Below are 15,620 nucleotides of genomic sequence, written 5' to 3'. Positions count from 1 at the left end.
GGGCCTAGGAATGGGCATGTCCCGCGGTGCCCGGGTGAAGTGACCGGGAGAAGCAGCTAGGAAATGCTCCGGTACTCCAGCAGCGCGGCGGTTCCCATGCCCCCGGCGATGCTGATCATCGCCAGCGCCAGTTGCCCCTCGACCGGGTTGCGGCGGGCCTGCGCCAGCAGCCGGGTCACCAGCACCGCGCCGGATGCTCCGTAGGCGTGGCCCAGGGCCAGGGCGCCGCCGTCGAGGTTGGCGCGTTCCGGCGCGATGCCGAGGCAATCCAAGCATGCCAGGGTCTGCGACGCGAAGGCCTCGTTGAACTCGACGAGCCCCACCCCGGCGGACGTGACGCCACACCGCTCCAACAGACGTTCGGCAGCCGCGGCGGCCCCGATGCCCAGCAGCTGCGGGTCCACGCCCGCCGTGTCCGTGCCGCGCACCAGGAATCCGTCGGCGGCCCCCAGTTCGCGGGCCCGCTGCACCGAGGTGATCACGGCGGCGGCGGCCCCGTCCGCGTCAAAGCAGGAGTTCCCTGCGGTGACGGTGCCGCCCTCGGCGAACACCGGTGGGAATCGGGCCAGCACAGCTGCGGTCAACCCCGGGCGCGGCCCATCGTCGGCTGACACCGTGCCGCCTCCGGTGCCAACAGCGCCGTCCGGTACGGGAGCTCCGGGGAGCTGAACGATCTCGGCGTCGAACATCCCGGCGGCGGCGGACGCCAGGGCACGCCGGTGGCTGCGCAAGGCCAGCTCATCCTGCCGCTCCCGGCTGATGCCGAAATGGGCGGCCACATTCTCTGCGGCCACTCCCATGTCCGGATCGCCGAGGCCCTTGGGGGCGAACTGCGCCCGCGAAAAGAACTCGGGGTCGCCCAGGGCACTCCGGCGGGCGCGCAGCGGTGCCGTGCTGATGCTTTCCACCCCGCCGGCCAGGTACAGGCCGCTGCCCCCGGCTGCCACGAGCTGGGCGGCCAGCACGATCGCGTCGAGTCCGGAGCCGCACTGCCGGTCCACCGTGACACCGGGGACGCTGACCGGCAGCCCGGCTTCGAGGGCCGCGAGCCGGGCCACGTTTCCGCCGCCGCCCACGGCGTTGCCGATCACTACGTCCGCGACCGATTCCGGGGCGGCTCCGGCGTCGGCCAGCAGGCTGCAGAGCACGGGGGCGAGTAGTTCGTGGGCGTGCCAGGTCTTCAGGGCGCCGTTGGCGCGGCAGACGGGGGTGCGCCGTGCCGCGATGATGACGGGCTGCCGGTCGTCGGGCAGAATCCGCTGCTGCTCAGCCAAGGCGCCGGATCCGCGGGTCGTTGCGTGCGATCCAGGCGAGCAGCAGTTCGCGGCTGAGCTTGCCGCGGTCTGTCAGGGGCAGCTCGGCCAGGGCGAAGTACTCCAGGGGCCGCTTGTTCCGCGCCAGCACGTCCTCCACGCCGGCCTTCACCTGGGTGGCAGTCACGCCGCCGTGGGAGGGAACGATGCCGGCGACGACCTTCTGGCCGCGGAGATCGTCTGCCTGGCCGGCGGCCACGGCGGCGGCCACGCCCGGCACGGACGCCAGCGCCAGCTCCACCTCGTGCGGGTAGACGTTGGTGCCGGCGGTGATGATCATGTCGGAGCGGCGGCCCAGCATGTGCAGGGTCCCGCCGTCGAGGTAGCCCTGGTCCCCCACCGTGTGCCAGCCGTCGAAGCTCTGCAGGGCCTGGCCGTCGTCGCCCCAGAGATACCCGTTGCTCACCATGCCGCTGCGGACACTGATGTTGCCGTCGGCGCCGTCCGGCAGCTCGGCTCCGTCGTCGTCGAGGATGCGGATCTCGACGCCGGGAAACGGCCGCCCGATCCCGGTTCCGCGCTGCTCCGGCTGCTGCCCGGGCGGGAGTCCGGCCCCGGAGACGAAGCTGAGTTCCGAGGCGCCGTAGTACTCGAAGATGGTCGCGTTGGGTGCCCAGCGGCGGGCCGCCTCGAGGGTCCGGGCGTCCAGTTTTGACCCGGCGCAGATGATGCTCCTGATGCCGGAGGCGTCCACCCCTCCGCTCAGTCCCCGCTCGCTGAGGAGCCGCAGCATCGTGGGGACGAGCACCAGCCGGGTGATGCCGTCATGGCTGACCGCGGCGTGGGCGTCGCCGACGTCGAACCCGGACAGGGTGTGGAACTCCGAGCCGGCGTACAGGCATTCGGCCAGGGCATACAGGTTCAGGCTGGCAGCGAGGGGACCGGGCGCCAGGGTCTTGTCGTCCGAGGTCAGGCCAAAAAACTCGACCGACGCGTCAAAGGACAACTGCCAGGACCTTCGAGAGCGGCTGAAGGCCTTGGGGACGGACGTGGTCCCGGAAGTCAGGCCGATCAGGAACGGAGTGTCCGGGGGCCCGTCGGCGAGCTCCGTCGCGGACGCCGCGGCCGCCCCGCCCGATCGAATAGACAGGCCGCGGATCCGGTCCCGGATCCCGTCCTGCAGCTGCGCCGGCCACGACGGGTCCAGCACGGCACACTGCCGCTCCCCTGCAACGCCGGATGCGAACGCGGCGGCGAAGTGCAGGGAGTTCTCCTCCGACAGCACGGTCACAGTGGGCGCGTCCGGCACCAGCCCGGCGGCCGTGTCGCGCAACTCTTCCCAGCTCAGGCGTTGCCCGGCCACGACGACGGCGGTCCCGTCGGGGCGGTCATCGGCCCAGCGCTGAAGTCTGTCGAGGAAAGGCATCAGACCAACTTTACCGGCCGCAGGCCGCCCGGAAGCCGGCACGCGATATTGTGACAGCATGAGTTTCAACGACAATGTTCAACTGGATCCCTCGCAGGTCCAGGACCGTCGCGGCATGGGCCGCGGCGTCAAAGTCGGGGGCGGGATCGGCGGCGGCATCGTCCTGCTGATCGCGGTGCTGCTCGGCATCAATCCGAGTCTGCTGGAGGGCCTGGGCGCCGGCACGCAGGATCCCGGATCGCAGAGCCAGGGCACCGCCCCGGCCTGCACGACGGGCGCCGACGCCGATGCCCGGCTCGACTGCCGCATCACCGGAACGGTCAACAGCCTGAACGCCTTCTGGCCCGCCTACCTGGCCCAATTCAACAGGCAGTACCCGCAGCCGGAAACCGTGATCTTCGACAGGGCCACCAACACCGGCTGCGGCTCGGCGACGTCGGAAGTGGGCCCGTTCTACTGCCCCGCCGACTCCACCGCGTACTTCGACCCGGGCTTCTTCCAGGAACTCGTGGACCGCTTCGGCTCCTCCGGCGGACCCCTCGCGCAGGAATACGTCGTGGCGCACGAATTCGGCCACCACATCCAGAACGTGCTGGGGAACCTGGACCGGGCCCAGCAGGACCCGCAGGGACCGGAATCCGGGGCTGTCCGGGTGGAGCTGCAGGCTGACTGCTATGCCGGCCTCTGGGTCCGCTACGCCACGACCCAGCAGGATCCCAAGACCGGGCTGCCGTTTCTGGAGCCGCTGACGGAGCGGGACCTGCAGGATGCCCTTTCCGCCGCCTCCGCCGTCGGTGACGACCGGATCCAGCAGGCCGCTACCGGCCGGGTCTCCCCCGAGGCCTGGACTCACGGCTCCAGCGCCCAGCGGCAGAAATGGTTCTACCAGGGCTACTCGACCGGCGACATCAACCAGTGCGACACGTTCGCCGTCGCCACCCCCTGACACCGTAGCGCCGTCGGATGCTCCGTAACTGCCGTCATGGGCTGCCAAAAGGGCGGTTGCGGAGCAATCGATAGAACGACGACGGCCGGKCACCTTCCGTGGAAGGTGACCGGCCGCCGCCATAAGGGGAGTTCTAGATGTTGAAGCCGAGGGCGCGCATCTGGTCGCGGCCGTCCTCGGTGATCCGTTCCGGACCCCACGGCGGCATCCACACCCAGTTGAGGCGCCAGTCGTCGACGACCCCGTCCAGGGCCTTGCCGACCTGCTCCTCGATCACGTCGGTGAGCGGGCACGCGGCCGTGGTGAGCGTCATGTCGATCAGCAGGGCGCCGTCGTCGTCTGAGTACTTGAGGCCGTACAGCAGGCCGAGGTCAACGATGTTCACCCCCAGTTCAGGGTCGATCACATCCTTGAGTGCCTCTTCGACATCCTCGAGGCCCGTGCGGGCCACATTGAGTTCGGTCATTGTGAAGTCCTAACTAGGCCTGGGCTGCAGCGTCAGCGGCAGCGATGGTGGCTGCCCCGGCGCCGGTGGCGTAGCGGTCGTAGCCTTCTTCTTCGAGGCGGTCGGCAAGTTCCGGGCCGCCCTCTTCGACAACCTGGCCGTCAACGAACACGTGTACGAAGTCCGGCTTGATGTAGCGCAGGATGCGGGTGTAGTGCGTGATGAGCAGGGTGCCCATGTTGCCTTCGGCGTGGGCGCGGTTGACGCCCTCGGAGACAACCTTGAGTGCGTCAACGTCCAGGCCGGAGTCGGTCTCGTCGAGGATGGCGAACTTCGGCTTGAACAGCTCCAGCTGGAGGATTTCGACGCGCTTCTTCTCGCCGCCGGAGAAGCCCTCGTTGACGTTGCGCTGGGTGAAGTCGGCGTCGATGCGGAGCTGGGCCATGGCGGCCTTGACGTCCTTCGTCCACGTGCGCAGCTTGGGTGCTTCGCCGTCGATGGCCGTCTTGGCGGTGCGCAGGAAGTTGGTCATGCTGACGCCGGGAACCTCGACCGGGTACTGCATGGCCAGGAACATGCCGGCGCGGGCGCGCTCGTCGACGCTCATCGCAAGGACGTCTTCGCCGTCCAGCGTGATGGTGCCGGAGGTGACGTTGTAGCGCGGGTGCCCGGCGATGGTGGACGCCAGGGTGGACTTGCCGGAACCGTTCGGGCCCATGATGGCGTGCGTCTCGCCGGTCCGGATGGTCAGGCTGACGCCCTTCAGGATTTCCTTCGTGCCCTGCTCGGTGTCAATGCTGACGTGCAGGTCCTTGATCTCAAGAGTAGACATGTGCCTTGTTCTCCTCTGCACCGTGCCCTTCGGCACCGTGCGGTTTCTTGTCGATAAGTTCTGTTGTGCGGGTTGCCGGCTGCAGGCAGCTAGCTGAAGTTCGGAGCCGCGGCGCCGTTCACGACATTGGTGAAGTCCACATAGACCTCGTCGTCAAGTACGGTCACTGCGAAGACGGGAACAGGATCATAGGCCGGCAGCTGGAGCGGCTCGCCGCTGCGCAGATCGAACTGGGAGCCGTGGCCCCAGCACTCGATCATGCAGCCTTCCACTTCGCCCTCGGAAAGGGAGATGTCGGCGTGCGAGCAGGTGTCACCGATGGCATGGATTTCGCCCATCGAGTCCTTGACGATCGCGACAGGGTAGTCGTCGACCAGGATCCGCAGCGCCTGCTTGAGTTGGATCTCACTGGCGTTGCAGACGAGCTCGCCTCTTGGCTGTTCAGTCATTGATGCTTTCCCGTGCTTCTGTCTTCTCTAGTGGTTCGTTGCCGCGAGTTCACGCTCGACGGCGTCCGTGAGGCGCTCTTCGATCGCCGGAACGTTGATCTTCTGAATGATCTCGTTCAGGAAGCCGCGGACCACCAGACGGCGGGCCACCTCTTCCGGAATGCCGCGGGCCATCAGGTAGAACAGGTGCTGGTCATCGAACCGTCCGGTGGCGCTGGCGTGGCCGGCGCCGGCGATCAGGCCGGTCTCGATTTCCAGGTTCGGCACAGAATCGGCGCGGGCGCCGTCGGTGAGGACCAGGTTGCGGTTGGCCTCGTACGTGTCGGTGCCTTCTGCTTCCTTGCGGATCAAGACGTCGCCCACCCAGACGGTGTGCGCGTTGCGGCCCTGCAGGGCGCCCTTGTAAAGGACGTTGGACTTGCAGTTGGCGACGGCGTGGTCGACGAAGAGGCGCTGCTCCAGGTGCTGGCCGGCGTCGGCGAAGTACAGGCCGAACAGTTCAACTTCGGCGCCGGGGGCGGTGAAGCGGGCCGACGGCGTGACGCGGACGAGGTCGCCGCCGAGGCTGACGACGATGTGCTTGAACTTGGCGTCGCGGCCAAGCTTCGCCTGCTGGGAGGAGGCGTGCACGGCGTCGTCGTTCCACTCCTGGAGCGAGATGACGGTGAGCTGCGCGCCGTCCTCCACGAGGATCTCGATGTTCTCCGAGACGACGGCGGTGCCCTGGTGGTCCAGGACGACGACGGCCTTGGAGAACTTCTCCGCGACAATCACGATGTGCTGGGCGGAAGCCCCGGTGCCCTGGCCGGTCAGCAGGACGCTGACTTCCCCTTCGGCCTGGACCTCGGCGGGAACCGTGATGACGGTGGCCTCGGTGAAGTTCTCCCAGGCGTTCGCGGACACACGGTCCTCGGGGATCGCGGCGGAGCCGATGCGGGCATCGTCCCGGCCCACGGTTTCGACCCGGACGCTGTCCGGAGCGGTGACGGCCACGGAGGGCGCGGCGCCGCTGAGGACCTCGGTGTGCAGGCCGCGGAGGCGCTTGAGCGGGGTGAACCGCCAGTCCTCCTCCATGCCGGTCAGCGGCTTGAAGTCCGCCAGCTGGTAAGAGGTCAGGCGGCCGGCGCGTGAGCTGTCCGGAACGCCGACGCCGCCGCCGTGCGAGTGCCGCTTGACGGCCTCGCCGGCCAGCGGGGACTTGGACTCCGCGGCGTTCAGCGGTGAAAGGCTCTCGCCTTCCTCGGTGAAACCGTTGATGAACGGCTGGGCTGACGGCGCGCCGATGCGGGCCTTTTCAGTAGTGATGTCAGTCATTAACCGACCGATCCTTCCATCTGCAGTTCAATCAGGCGGTTCAGCTCGAGGGCGTATTCCATCGGCAGCTCACGGGCAATCGGCTCGATGAAGCCGCGGACGATCATCGCCATGGCCTCGTCCTCGCGCATGCCGCGGGACATCAGGTAGAACAGCTGTTCTTCGCTGACCCGCGAGACCGTGGCCTCGTGCCCCATGGTGACGTCATCCTCGCGGATGTCGATGTACGGGTACGTGTCCGAGCGGCTGATGGTGTCCACCAGCAGGGCGTCACAGCGGACCGTGTTGGCCGAGTGCTTGGCGCCTTCGCGGACCTGGACCAGGCCGCGGTAGGCGGCACGGCCGCCGCCGCGGGCCACGGACTTGGAGATGATCGAGCTCTTGGTGTTGGGCGCGATGTGGACCATCTTGGAGCCGGTGTCCTGGTGCTGGCCTTCGCCGGCGAACGCGATGGACAGGGTCTCGCCCTTGGCGCCCTCGCCGACAAGGTAGACGGCCGGGTACTTCATGGTGACCTTGGAGCCGATGTTGCCATCGATCCACTCCATGGTGGCGCCCTCTTCGCAGATGGCGCGCTTGGTGACCAGGTTGTACACGTTCGTGGACCAGTTCTGGATGGTCGTGTAGCGGACGCGGGCGCCCTTCTTCACAACGATCTCCACGACGGCGGAGTGCAGCGAGTCCGAGGTGTAGATCGGCGCGGTGCAGCCTTCGATGTAGTGGACGTAGGAGTCCTCATCGGCGATGATCAGCGTGCGCTCGAACTGGCCCATGTTTTCCGTGTTGATGCGGAAGTAGGCCTGCAGCGGGATGTCCACGTGGACGCCCTTGGGGACGTACACGAAGGAACCGCCGGACCAGACGGAGGTGTTCAGCGAGGCGAACTTGTTGTCGCCCACCGGGATGATCGTGCCGAAGTACTCCTGGAAGATCTCCGGGTGCTCCCGCAGCGCGGTGTCGGTGTCCAGGAAGATGACGCCCTGGGCTTCCAGGTCCTCGCGGATCTGGTGGTACACAACCTCGGATTCGTACTGGGCCGCGACGCCGGAGACGAGGCGGCTGCGCTCGGCTTCCGGGATGCCCAGCTTCTCGTATGTGTTCCGGATGTCCTCGGGCAGGTCTTCCCAGGTGGCGGCCTGCTTCTCGGTGGAGCGCACGAAGTACTTGATGTTGTCGAAGTCGATGCCGGAGAGGTCTGCACCCCAGGTGGGCATGGGCTTGCGGTCGAAGTACTTCAGGCCCTTCAGGCGCAGGTCCAGCATCCATTCCGGCTCGTTCTTCTTGGCCGAGATGTCACGCACGACGTCCTCGTTGATACCACGGCGGGCGTTGGCGCCGACGTCGTTCTTGTCGGACCAGCCGTACTCATAGGTGCCGATTCCGTGGAGCTCGGGATTCTTTTCGAGAATCTCCGAAATCACAGTAGATTCAGCAACCTTCTTCTCTGATAGTTGGTCCGTCATCACGGCCTTTCTTGCAGATGGTTGGATACTTCGTCCAGGCTGCCCGGCGTGGCGGCGGGGCTGTGGAGCCCCGGTGCCGCCGGACGGCCTGTAGGTATGTGGGTGGTGCAGACGTGGCCGCCGCGCGCCAGCGTGGAAAGCCGGCGGACGTCGACGCCGACCAGCCGGGCGAACACGTCGGTTTCCACGTCGCAGAACACCGGGAACTGTGCGGCCAGCTGCTGGATGGGACAGTGGCCCTGGCACAGCTGGACGCTGGAGAGCGCCGCCGGCAGGGGTGCCTTGGCTTCGATCGACGCAGTGGAGGCGACGAATCCGTCCCGGCTGAGCGCCGCGGAGAGTGCCTGCGCGCGGGCGGTGATGTCCGGCCCGGCCGCGTCGATTTCGGGTGCGTAGCGGCGCTCCATGTCGCCGAAACGCTCGACGGCGAACTGCCGCACGGCTTCGGGGCCTGCCATTTCGCCGAGGCGCTGCAGCGCCAGGGTGGCAATGTCCAGGTAGTCGTTCCCGAGCGTGGACTGGCCCTGGGAGCTGAGCACGTAGCGGCGGGCGGGGCGCCCGGCGCCCGCGCCGGCACGGGTGGCGCGCTTGACTTCGATCACACCGTCGCGTGAAAGGTGGTCAAGGTGCCGGCGGACAGCGGCCGGGGTAAAGCCGAGCAGATCGCCAAGTTCGGCGGCGCTGATGGGGCCATGTTCCAGGACTGCGTTCAGTACACGGTCCCGGGTGCGTTCCTCGGCGTCGGCCGCCGGGAAGGCGGTAGCTGCCTGTGCCGCCAGGGACCCCGCCGTCCCGGAAGGGGACGCCGACGCCACGCGCGGGCGGCCGGGCACGGCGGGCGCGGCGGGCGCGGCAGAAGTCGAGGTGCTCATGGAATACACAACACAATCATGTCCTAATTTAGTCCCCTGATCCAGTAAGGCATGGCTACCCTCCGGGCAGCCGGCGGATGCGGCCACCCCCGGCCCGGGCGTACTACATCCCGTAGAATGCTGTGGTGCGATCCCCCGAATCCCCCGTCCTGTCCATCAGCGGGCTAGTCAAGGATGTAGGTCCACTGTCCACCCTCGACGGCAAAATGCTGCGTGTGGTCAGCGGCCTTTCCCTCGTCGCCGAACGCGGACAGGTGACAGCCCTGCTGGGAGCCAACGGTGCCGGCAAAACCACCACCATCGAATGCGCCCAGGGGCTCCAGAAACGCACCCACGGCAGCATCAGCCTCCTGGGCGAGGACCCGGACACGGCCGGGGCCGGGCTGCGGGCCCGCGTCGGGGTGATGCTGCAGGACGGCGGGCTGCCGCCGTCGGCCCGTCCCATCCCGCTGCTCAAGCATATTGCCGGCATGTACCAGGACCCCTGGCCGGTCGGGGAGCTTGTTGACCGCCTTGGCATCGATGCCTTCAACCGGACCTCCGTGCGGCGGCTTTCCGGCGGGCAGAAGCAGCGGCTGGCGCTTGCGGCCGCCCTGGTGGGCAACCCCGAGGTGCTTTTCCTCGACGAGCCGAGCGCCGGCCTGGACCCGCAGTCGCGCCAACTCGTGTTTGAACTCATCTCCGAACTGCGGAACAGCGGCATGGGCATCGTCCTGACCACACACCTCATGGATGACGCCCAGCGCCTCGCCGATTACGTCTACATCATTGACGCCGGCCGCAATGTGGCCGAGGGGACAGTGGCGCAGCTGCTGCAGCACCCCCTGCCGCCCGAGGCCGGGGAACAGCACGTCCGCACCCTGCTCTTCGAGGCCGATCCCGGCCTGGATTTCACCGGAGTGCTGCCCGACGGCGTCGACGTCACCGAAGCGCGGGCGGGAAGCTATGCCGCCACCGGCGCGCTGACCCCGGCCGACCTCGCCGCGATCACCGCGTGGTGGGCGGCCCGGGGAATCATGCCCCGTTCGCTGAGCCTTGAGGCCCGCAGCCTGGAAGACGTTTTCCTCGACATCTCCGGAAGGGAGATCCGATGACCCGCGACAGCGCCGCGCTGGGGAACGCGCCTTCGGGCAGCGCCCCGCCGTCCCGCCCCCTTGGCGGTGCGCCAGCCACGCTGCTGCGGCGCATCCTGCTGCAGGGCAGGTACGAGACCGTCACGATGCTCCGGAACGGCGAACAGCTGATCCTGGCAATCGTCCTTCCGCTGCTGGCCATGGTGGGCCTGACCGTCACCCCCGTGCTGGACGGGTTCGGCGCGAGCCGGATCAATGTTGCCGTGCCGGGGATCCTTGCGCTGTGTGCGATGTCCACGGCCTTCACCGGACAGGGCATCTCCACCGGTTTTGACCGCCGCTACGGGGTTCTGCGTTTCCTCTCCACCACTCCCCTGGGCCGCACCGGGCTGATCGCCGGGAAGATCCTCGCGGTCCTCGCGGTGCTGTTCCTGCAGGTGCTCGTGGTCACGGCCGTGGCCCTGGTGCTGGGCTGGCAGCCGGATCCGCAGGGCTGGGCCCCGGCACTCGCCCTGCTGGTGCTGGGCGCCGCCGCCTTCACGGCGCTTGGCCTGCTGGTGGCAGGCACCGTCCGGCCGGAAGCGACCCTGGCCATCACCAACCTGCTGTGGATCCTGCTGGGTGCCCTCGGCGGGATCGTGGTCCCGGCCGAGCGTCTGCCTGCCCTGCTGGAGGCGATCGTGCAGTTCCTGCCGTCCGGCGCCCTGGGGCAGGCAATGCGGGAAGCATTCCTGTCCGGCACCGTCAACCCTGTCTCCGTACTTGTCCTGCTGCTCTGGACGGCGATTGCCGGCGGCGCAGCAACCCGTTGGTTCAAATGGAATTGAGAAAACTGTGAGCACGGCCTCCCGCCCTCCCCGGACCGCTTCCCGGAACATCGCCTGGCTGCCCGTCACCGTCGACAAGACGGTGAAGCGGCTGGCGGTGCTGTCCCTGATCGGCCAGACCCTCCTGATAGTGACCGGCGGCGCCGTCCGCCTCACCGCCTCCGGCCTGGGCTGCCCCACCTGGCCGCGCTGCACGGATTCCTCGCTGGTGAACACCCCGGAAATGGGGATTCACGGCATCATCGAATTCGGCAACCGCCTCCTGACGTTCGCCCTGGCCGCCATCGCCGTGGCGATGCTGGTTTACCTCTGGAACCTCCGCAAGGAGCGCCGCGACCTCTTCCTGCTCGCTCTCGGGCTGCTTGCCAGCATCCCGGCCCAGGCCATCATCGGCGGCATCACCGTGCTGACCCAGCTGAACCCCTGGGTGGTGGGGCTGCACTTCCTGGTCTCCATGGCCCTTGTGGTCGTGGCGACCCTCCTGGTGAACCGCGCTTATGGGCGGACGGGGAAATTCCGGGTGGCTGAACTGCCCGCCCTGCCGGGCGTGGCGCGTCCGCTCATGTCCGCCGTCGCGCTGTTCTCCGCCCTGGCCGTGTGCCTGGGCGTCGTGGTCACCGGCGCCGGCCCGCACGCCGGCGACGCCGACGCCCCGCGCAACAACCTGGACTGGGACCTGTTCTCGCACATCCACGCCGTCCCGGCCTACCTCGTCACCGCCGGGACGCTGTTCGCGCTGTACCTCGTCCTCCGCGACCGGATCACCGGCCCGTTCCGCACCGCCGTCATGCTGCTCCTCGGCATCACCGTGCTGCAGGCCGTCATCGGGTTCACCCAGTACTACAACGGCATCCCGGCGCTCCTGGTCGGGGCGCACATGCTCGCGGCCGCCCTGCTGATGAGCGCGGCCACGAACGCCGCCGACCTGGCCCGCAGCAGCCCGGCCAAGTAGGCACACCCAAGTAGCGCCACACAAACAACGCGGGGTCAGATACGGTCCATTCCGGGCGTCCGGATGGGCGGTATCTGACCCCGCGTTGTTTGTGCCGGGTGTGACGGCTCAGGGCCCCGTGGCTGGCTGGTCAGCCGCCCATGATGGCGGAGCCGACGAACGGGTCCACGGCGAGGGCGATGAAGAGCAGGGTCAGGTAGCTGATGGAGCCGTGGAAGACCTTCATGGCGCCCTTGTTGGACACGTCGCCGGCCTGCGCCCGGTTGTACAGCGCGTGCGACTCGTAGAGGAACCAGGCGCCGGCGAGCACGGCGGTGACGGTGTAGACCCAGCCTGCGCCGCCGGCCGGAACCAGCAGCAGCGAGCACGCCACCATGGCCCAGGCGTACAGGACCACCTGCACCGAGACGACCTTGGCCCCGGCGATCGCGCCAAGCATCGGCACGTTGGCGTTGCGGTAGTCCTCGCCGTAGCGCATGGACAACGGCCAGTAGTGCGGCGGGGTCCACAGGAAGATCACCATAAAGAGGACGATGGCGGGCCATTCCACCGTGTTGGTCACGGCGGCCCAGGCGATGAGCACGGGGAAGCAGCCGGCCGCCCCGCCCCAGACGATGTTCTGCGCCGTGCGGCGCTTGAGGATCATGGTGTAGATGACGACGTAGAAGACGATCGCGCCGAGTCCAAGCCAGGCTGAGAGCGGGTTGGCGCCGAACCAGAGGATCGCGATCGCGGCCGCGCCCAGGAGCCACGAGAAGACCAGCGCTTCACGCGGGGTGACCTCACCCGTAACCAGGGGCCGGTTCTCCGTGCGGTGCATCAGCTTGTCGATGTCGCGGTCGAGGTAGCAGTTGAACGCGCCCGCGCTGCCGGCGGCAAACGCGCCGCCCACGAGGGTTGCCAGGATCAGGCCGATCGACGGGAAGCCGCGCTCCGCGTAGATCATGGTGGGCAAAGTGCTGACCAGCAGGAGTTCGATGACGCGGGGTTTCGTGAGCGCCAGATAGGCCTTGGCTTTGCGGGAGAAACCGGTTCTTCCGCGGGTGGTCGAAGCGGTCAGCGGCGTATCTGTTGTGCTCACGGTGGCAGTCACTCTGTTCTGTCTGGCTGTTCAGTCCGGCTGGTTCCGCAACGCGGGTTGCATATCGAGGGGGTCCACGCGCAGCGCACAGGCGTGTCCCTCGCCCCCGTTGGTAGCCACTGACCATCATACCGTGCAGGCACGGGACGGCCGCTCCCGGGCATGCCACCGCCGCACAGGCATGATTCGAACAGATTAACGCGGGCTCACTGCCGCCGCGGCTACCGGTGATTCATATAAGCGTAAAACCCGTCCAATTGGTGAGATATACAGCGCCTGGCAGGTGGAATGGGGCTAAGCTGTCAGCAGATCAGCGTGCACGGGCCGCAGCTATATCCGGCCGCCTTGGTGGCTGCAGCATCTGCAGTTGTGCAAGTGCACACGCGACTGAATGATAGATCAACGTTTCGATGGTGAACGGCTGGTACGTACCGCAGCGGGCACCGAACTGTGCCCCGGACGGGACGGACCATACCGCCCGCCGTCAGCACAGAGAGGGGCCCGGTTTTCGTGCCACATTTGGAAGAGCAAGAACTGACATGGACCAGCTTGGACCAGCGCGCCGTGGACACCATCCGCGTCCTGGCCGCCGATGCCGTTGAGAAGGTCGGCAACGGCCACCCCGGTACCGCGATGAGCCTGGCTCCGGCCGCCTACCTTCTCTTCCAGAAGCTGATGCGGCACGACCCGAAGAACCCCGACTGGCTGGGACGGGACCGTTTTGTCCTCTCCCCCGGCCACACCTCCCTGACGCTCTACATCCAGCTCTTCCTTTCCGGTTACGGCCTGGAACTGAAAGACCTTGAGGCGCTGCGCACCTGGGGCTCGCTGACTCCGGGCCACCCGGAGTACAAGCACACCAAGGGTGTCGAAATCACCACCGGCCCGCTGGGCCAGGGCCTCGCTTCCGCCGTCGGCTTCGCCTACTCGCAGCGCCGCCAGCGCGGACTGTTCGACGCCGACGCCGCCGAGGGCACCAGCCCGTTCGACCACACCGTCTGGGTCATCGCGTCCGACGGCGACCTCCAGGAAGGCGTCACGTCCGAGGCGTCCTCGCTCGCCGGGCACCAGGAGCTCGGCAACCTCGTGGTGATCTACGACGAGAACCACATCTCGATCGAGGACGACACCGACATCTCCTTCACCGAGGATGTCCTGAAGCGCTACGAGGCCTACGGCTGGCACGTCCAGCGCGTCGACTGGACCCGCACCGGGGAGTACAAGGAGGACGTGCAGGAACTGCACGCGGCCCTGCTGGCCGCCAAGGCCGAGACCGGCAAGCCCTCCATCGTCTCGCTGCGCACCATCATCGGCTACCCGGCCCCGAAGAAGCAGAACACGGGCAAGATCCACGGCTCCGCCCTCGGGTCCGAGGAAGTCGCCGCCCTGAAGAAGGTCCTCGGTTTCGACCCGGAGCGTTCCTTCCAGGTCGACGACGACGTCCTGGCCCACGCCCGTGCCGTCGTGGACCGCGGCGCGGCCGCCCGCAGCGAGTGGCAGGAGGCCTTCGAGGCCTGGCAGTCCGGCAACCCCGAGGCGGCGGCCCTGCTGGAGCGCGTCGAGGCCCGCAAGCTTCCGGCCGAACTCGACGCCGCCCTCCCGGTCTTCGAGGCCGGCAAGGACGTCTCCACCCGCGCCGCCTCCGGCAAGGTCCTGAACGCGATCGGCCCGGTCATGCCGGAGCTGTGGGGCGGCTCGGCCGACCTCGCCGAGTCCAACAACACCACGATCGAGGGTTCGCCGTCGTTCATCCCGGTCTCCCGCTCCACGGATGCCTGGAAGGGCAACCCCTACGGCCGGGTGCTGCACTTCGGCATCCGCGAACACGCCGCCGCGTCGATCGTCAACGGCATCAGCCTGCACGGCCGCACCCGCGCGTTCTCCGGCACCTTCCTGATCTTCAGCGACTACCAGCGCCCGGCGATCCGCCTCGGCGCCCTCATGGGAGTCCCGTCGCTGTACGTCTGGACGCACGACTCGATCGGCCTCGGCGAAGACGGGCCGACCCACCAGCCGGTGGAGCAGCTCGCCTCGCTCCGTGCCATCCCGGGCCTGGACGTCGTCCGGCCCGGCGACGCCAACGAGGTCGCGGCCGCCTGGAAGGTCATGCTCGAGAACCACGAGAACCCGGCCGGCATCGTGCTGACCCGCCAGAACATCCCCACGTATGCCCGCGGAACCGGCGACGCCGACGGCGACACGTTCGGCTCCACCGCCGGCGTCGCTAAGGGCGGCTACGTCCTGGCCGAGGCCTCGGCCGACGGCAAGACCGCCGACGCCCGGGTCATCCTGATCGGCACCGGTTCCGAGGTCCAGCTGGCCGTGAACGCCCGTGAGGCGCTCCAGGCCGAGGGCATCCCCACCCGCGTCGTCTCCATGCCGTGCGTCGAGTGGTTCAACAAGCAGGACGCCGCCTACCGTGAAGCGGTGCTCCCGGCTGCAGTCAAGGCACGGGTATCCGTCGAAGCCGGGCTCTCCCTGGGCTGGCGGGAATTCGTCGGCGACGCCGGCCGTTCCGTCTCCCTTGAGCACTACGGCGCCTCGGCGGACTACAAGCGCCTGTTCCAGGAATTCGGCATCACCGCGGAGGCTGTCGCCGCCGCAGCCAAGGATTCCCTCGCGGGCCTCCCGGCCTGACCCAGACTTCCCACTTTCCGGGCCGCCGCCCTACTGATGGCGGCGGCCCC

General features: G+C 68.1%; 14 protein-coding genes. 5 read left to right on the top strand and 9 right to left on the bottom strand.

Features of this window, described 5'->3' with window-relative positions; all coding sequences use genetic code 11:
* Positions 1-56 precede the first annotated feature (56 nt).
* Positions 57-1,274 carry a thiolase family protein gene (locus AB4Y67_RS01555; RefSeq protein ID WP_441404056.1) on the bottom strand — a complete coding sequence of 406 codons (1,218 nt, stop codon included), beginning with the start codon at positions 1,272-1,274 and terminating at the stop codon, positions 57-59.
* Positions 1,267-2,679: a class I adenylate-forming enzyme family protein gene (locus tag AB4Y67_RS01550; RefSeq protein ID WP_441404055.1), complete on the bottom strand. Its 1,413-nt coding sequence runs from the start codon at positions 2,677-2,679 to the stop codon at positions 1,267-1,269. Before AB4Y67_RS01550 ends, AB4Y67_RS01555 begins: the two co-directional genes overlap by 8 nt.
* Before the next feature lie 58 nt (positions 2,680-2,737).
* Here AB4Y67_RS01550 and ypfJ point away from each other — a divergent pair, with 58 nt between their 5' ends.
* Positions 2,738-3,625 carry a KPN_02809 family neutral zinc metallopeptidase gene (ypfJ, locus tag AB4Y67_RS01545; RefSeq protein ID WP_441404054.1) on the top strand — a complete coding sequence of 296 codons (888 nt, stop codon included), beginning with the start codon at positions 2,738-2,740 and terminating at the stop codon, positions 3,623-3,625.
* A gap of 133 nt (positions 3,626-3,758) precedes the next feature.
* Here the strand turns inward: ypfJ and AB4Y67_RS01540 are convergent, their stop codons facing one another.
* From AB4Y67_RS01540 to AB4Y67_RS01515, 6 genes are all read right to left on the bottom strand, one after another.
* Positions 3,759-4,091, bottom strand: a complete 333-nt coding sequence (locus AB4Y67_RS01540; protein ID WP_441404053.1) for a metal-sulfur cluster assembly factor — start codon at positions 4,089-4,091, stop codon at positions 3,759-3,761.
* A gap of 13 nt (positions 4,092-4,104) precedes the next feature.
* Positions 4,105-4,902 carry a Fe-S cluster assembly ATPase SufC gene (sufC, locus tag AB4Y67_RS01535; RefSeq protein ID WP_056434015.1) on the bottom strand — a complete coding sequence of 266 codons (798 nt, stop codon included), beginning with the start codon at positions 4,900-4,902 and terminating at the stop codon, positions 4,105-4,107.
* A gap of 89 nt (positions 4,903-4,991) precedes the next feature.
* On the bottom strand, positions 4,992-5,351 hold the full coding sequence (locus AB4Y67_RS01530; protein ID WP_346925524.1) for a non-heme iron oxygenase ferredoxin subunit: 360 nt from the start codon (positions 5,349-5,351) through the stop codon (positions 4,992-4,994).
* 27 nt (positions 5,352-5,378) lie between these two features.
* Complete coding sequence (sufD, locus tag AB4Y67_RS01525; protein WP_441404052.1) at positions 5,379-6,665, bottom strand: Fe-S cluster assembly protein SufD; 1,287 nt, start codon at positions 6,663-6,665, stop codon at positions 5,379-5,381.
* Positions 6,665-8,128 (bottom strand): Fe-S cluster assembly protein SufB, encoded by a 1,464-nt coding sequence (sufB, locus tag AB4Y67_RS01520; RefSeq protein WP_441404051.1) that lies wholly within the window; start codon positions 8,126-8,128, stop codon positions 6,665-6,667. The genes sufD and sufB overlap by 1 nt, the downstream gene beginning before the upstream one ends.
* Positions 8,128-9,000: a helix-turn-helix transcriptional regulator gene (locus AB4Y67_RS01515; RefSeq protein WP_441404050.1), complete on the bottom strand. Its 873-nt coding sequence runs from the start codon at positions 8,998-9,000 to the stop codon at positions 8,128-8,130. Before AB4Y67_RS01515 ends, sufB begins: the two co-directional genes overlap by 1 nt.
* Positions 9,001-9,125: 125 nt before the next feature.
* On the opposite strand from AB4Y67_RS01515, the gene AB4Y67_RS01510 reads away from it, so the two are divergent.
* From AB4Y67_RS01510 to AB4Y67_RS01500, 3 genes are read left to right on the top strand one after another with little or no spacing between them, the layout of a single operon-like run.
* Positions 9,126-10,094, top strand: a complete 969-nt coding sequence (locus AB4Y67_RS01510; protein WP_441404049.1) for an ABC transporter ATP-binding protein — start codon at positions 9,126-9,128, stop codon at positions 10,092-10,094.
* Positions 10,091-10,900 (top strand): ABC transporter permease, encoded by an 810-nt coding sequence (locus AB4Y67_RS01505; protein WP_441404048.1) that lies wholly within the window; start codon positions 10,091-10,093, stop codon positions 10,898-10,900. Before AB4Y67_RS01510 ends, AB4Y67_RS01505 begins: the two co-directional genes overlap by 4 nt.
* Before the next feature lie 7 nt (positions 10,901-10,907).
* Entirely contained in the window at positions 10,908-11,852 is a 945-nt protein-coding gene (locus AB4Y67_RS01500; RefSeq protein WP_441404047.1) for a COX15/CtaA family protein, read from the top strand.
* Positions 11,853-11,982: 130 nt separating this feature from the next.
* On the opposite strand, the gene AB4Y67_RS01495 is transcribed toward AB4Y67_RS01500, so the two are convergent.
* Positions 11,983-12,945: a heme o synthase gene (locus AB4Y67_RS01495; protein ID WP_441404046.1), complete on the bottom strand. Its 963-nt coding sequence runs from the start codon at positions 12,943-12,945 to the stop codon at positions 11,983-11,985.
* 507 nt (positions 12,946-13,452) lie between these two features.
* Between AB4Y67_RS01495 and tkt the strand changes: the two genes are divergently transcribed.
* The gene (gene tkt / locus AB4Y67_RS01490; RefSeq protein ID WP_441404045.1) at positions 13,453-15,570 is read left to right on the top strand and encodes a transketolase; all 2,118 of its coding nucleotides are present in this window, start codon (positions 13,453-13,455) and stop codon (positions 15,568-15,570) included.
* Positions 15,571-15,620: the final 50 nt, after the last annotated feature.

This window comes from Arthrobacter sp. YAF17 (assembly GCF_052113365.1).
GTDB lineage: Bacteria > Actinomycetota > Actinomycetes > Actinomycetales > Micrococcaceae > Arthrobacter.
The sequence above is the reverse complement of the archived record's forward strand: the minus strand, read 5'-3'. Positions and strand labels throughout refer to the sequence as shown.

What these genes read in the sequence shown, in the direction of transcription:
- AB4Y67_RS01550 (WP_441404055.1), bottom strand. Translation starts at nt 2,679, where the DNA reads ATGCCTTTCCTCGACAGACTTCAGCGCTGGGCCGATGACCGCCCCGAC.
- ypfJ (WP_441404054.1), top strand. Translation starts at nt 2,738, where the DNA reads ATGAGTTTCAACGACAATGTTCAACTGGATCCCTCGCAGGTCCAGGAC.
- AB4Y67_RS01540 (WP_441404053.1), bottom strand. Translation starts at nt 4,091, where the DNA reads ATGACCGAACTCAATGTGGCCCGCACGGGCCTCGAGGATGTCGAAGAG.
- sufC (WP_056434015.1), bottom strand. Translation starts at nt 4,902, where the DNA reads ATGTCTACTCTTGAGATCAAGGACCTGCACGTCAGCATTGACACCGAG.
- AB4Y67_RS01530 (WP_346925524.1), bottom strand. Translation starts at nt 5,351, where the DNA reads ATGACTGAACAGCCAAGAGGCGAGCTCGTCTGCAACGCCAGTGAGATC.
- sufD (WP_441404052.1), bottom strand. Translation starts at nt 6,665, where the DNA reads ATGACTGACATCACTACTGAAAAGGCCCGCATCGGCGCGCCGTCAGCC.
- sufB (WP_441404051.1), bottom strand. Translation starts at nt 8,128, where the DNA reads ATGACGGACCAACTATCAGAGAAGAAGGTTGCTGAATCTACTGTGATT.
- AB4Y67_RS01515 (WP_441404050.1), bottom strand. Translation starts at nt 9,000, where the DNA reads ATGAGCACCTCGACTTCTGCCGCGCCCGCCGCGCCCGCCGTGCCCGGC.
- AB4Y67_RS01505 (WP_441404048.1), top strand. Translation starts at nt 10,091, where the DNA reads ATGACCCGCGACAGCGCCGCGCTGGGGAACGCGCCTTCGGGCAGCGCC.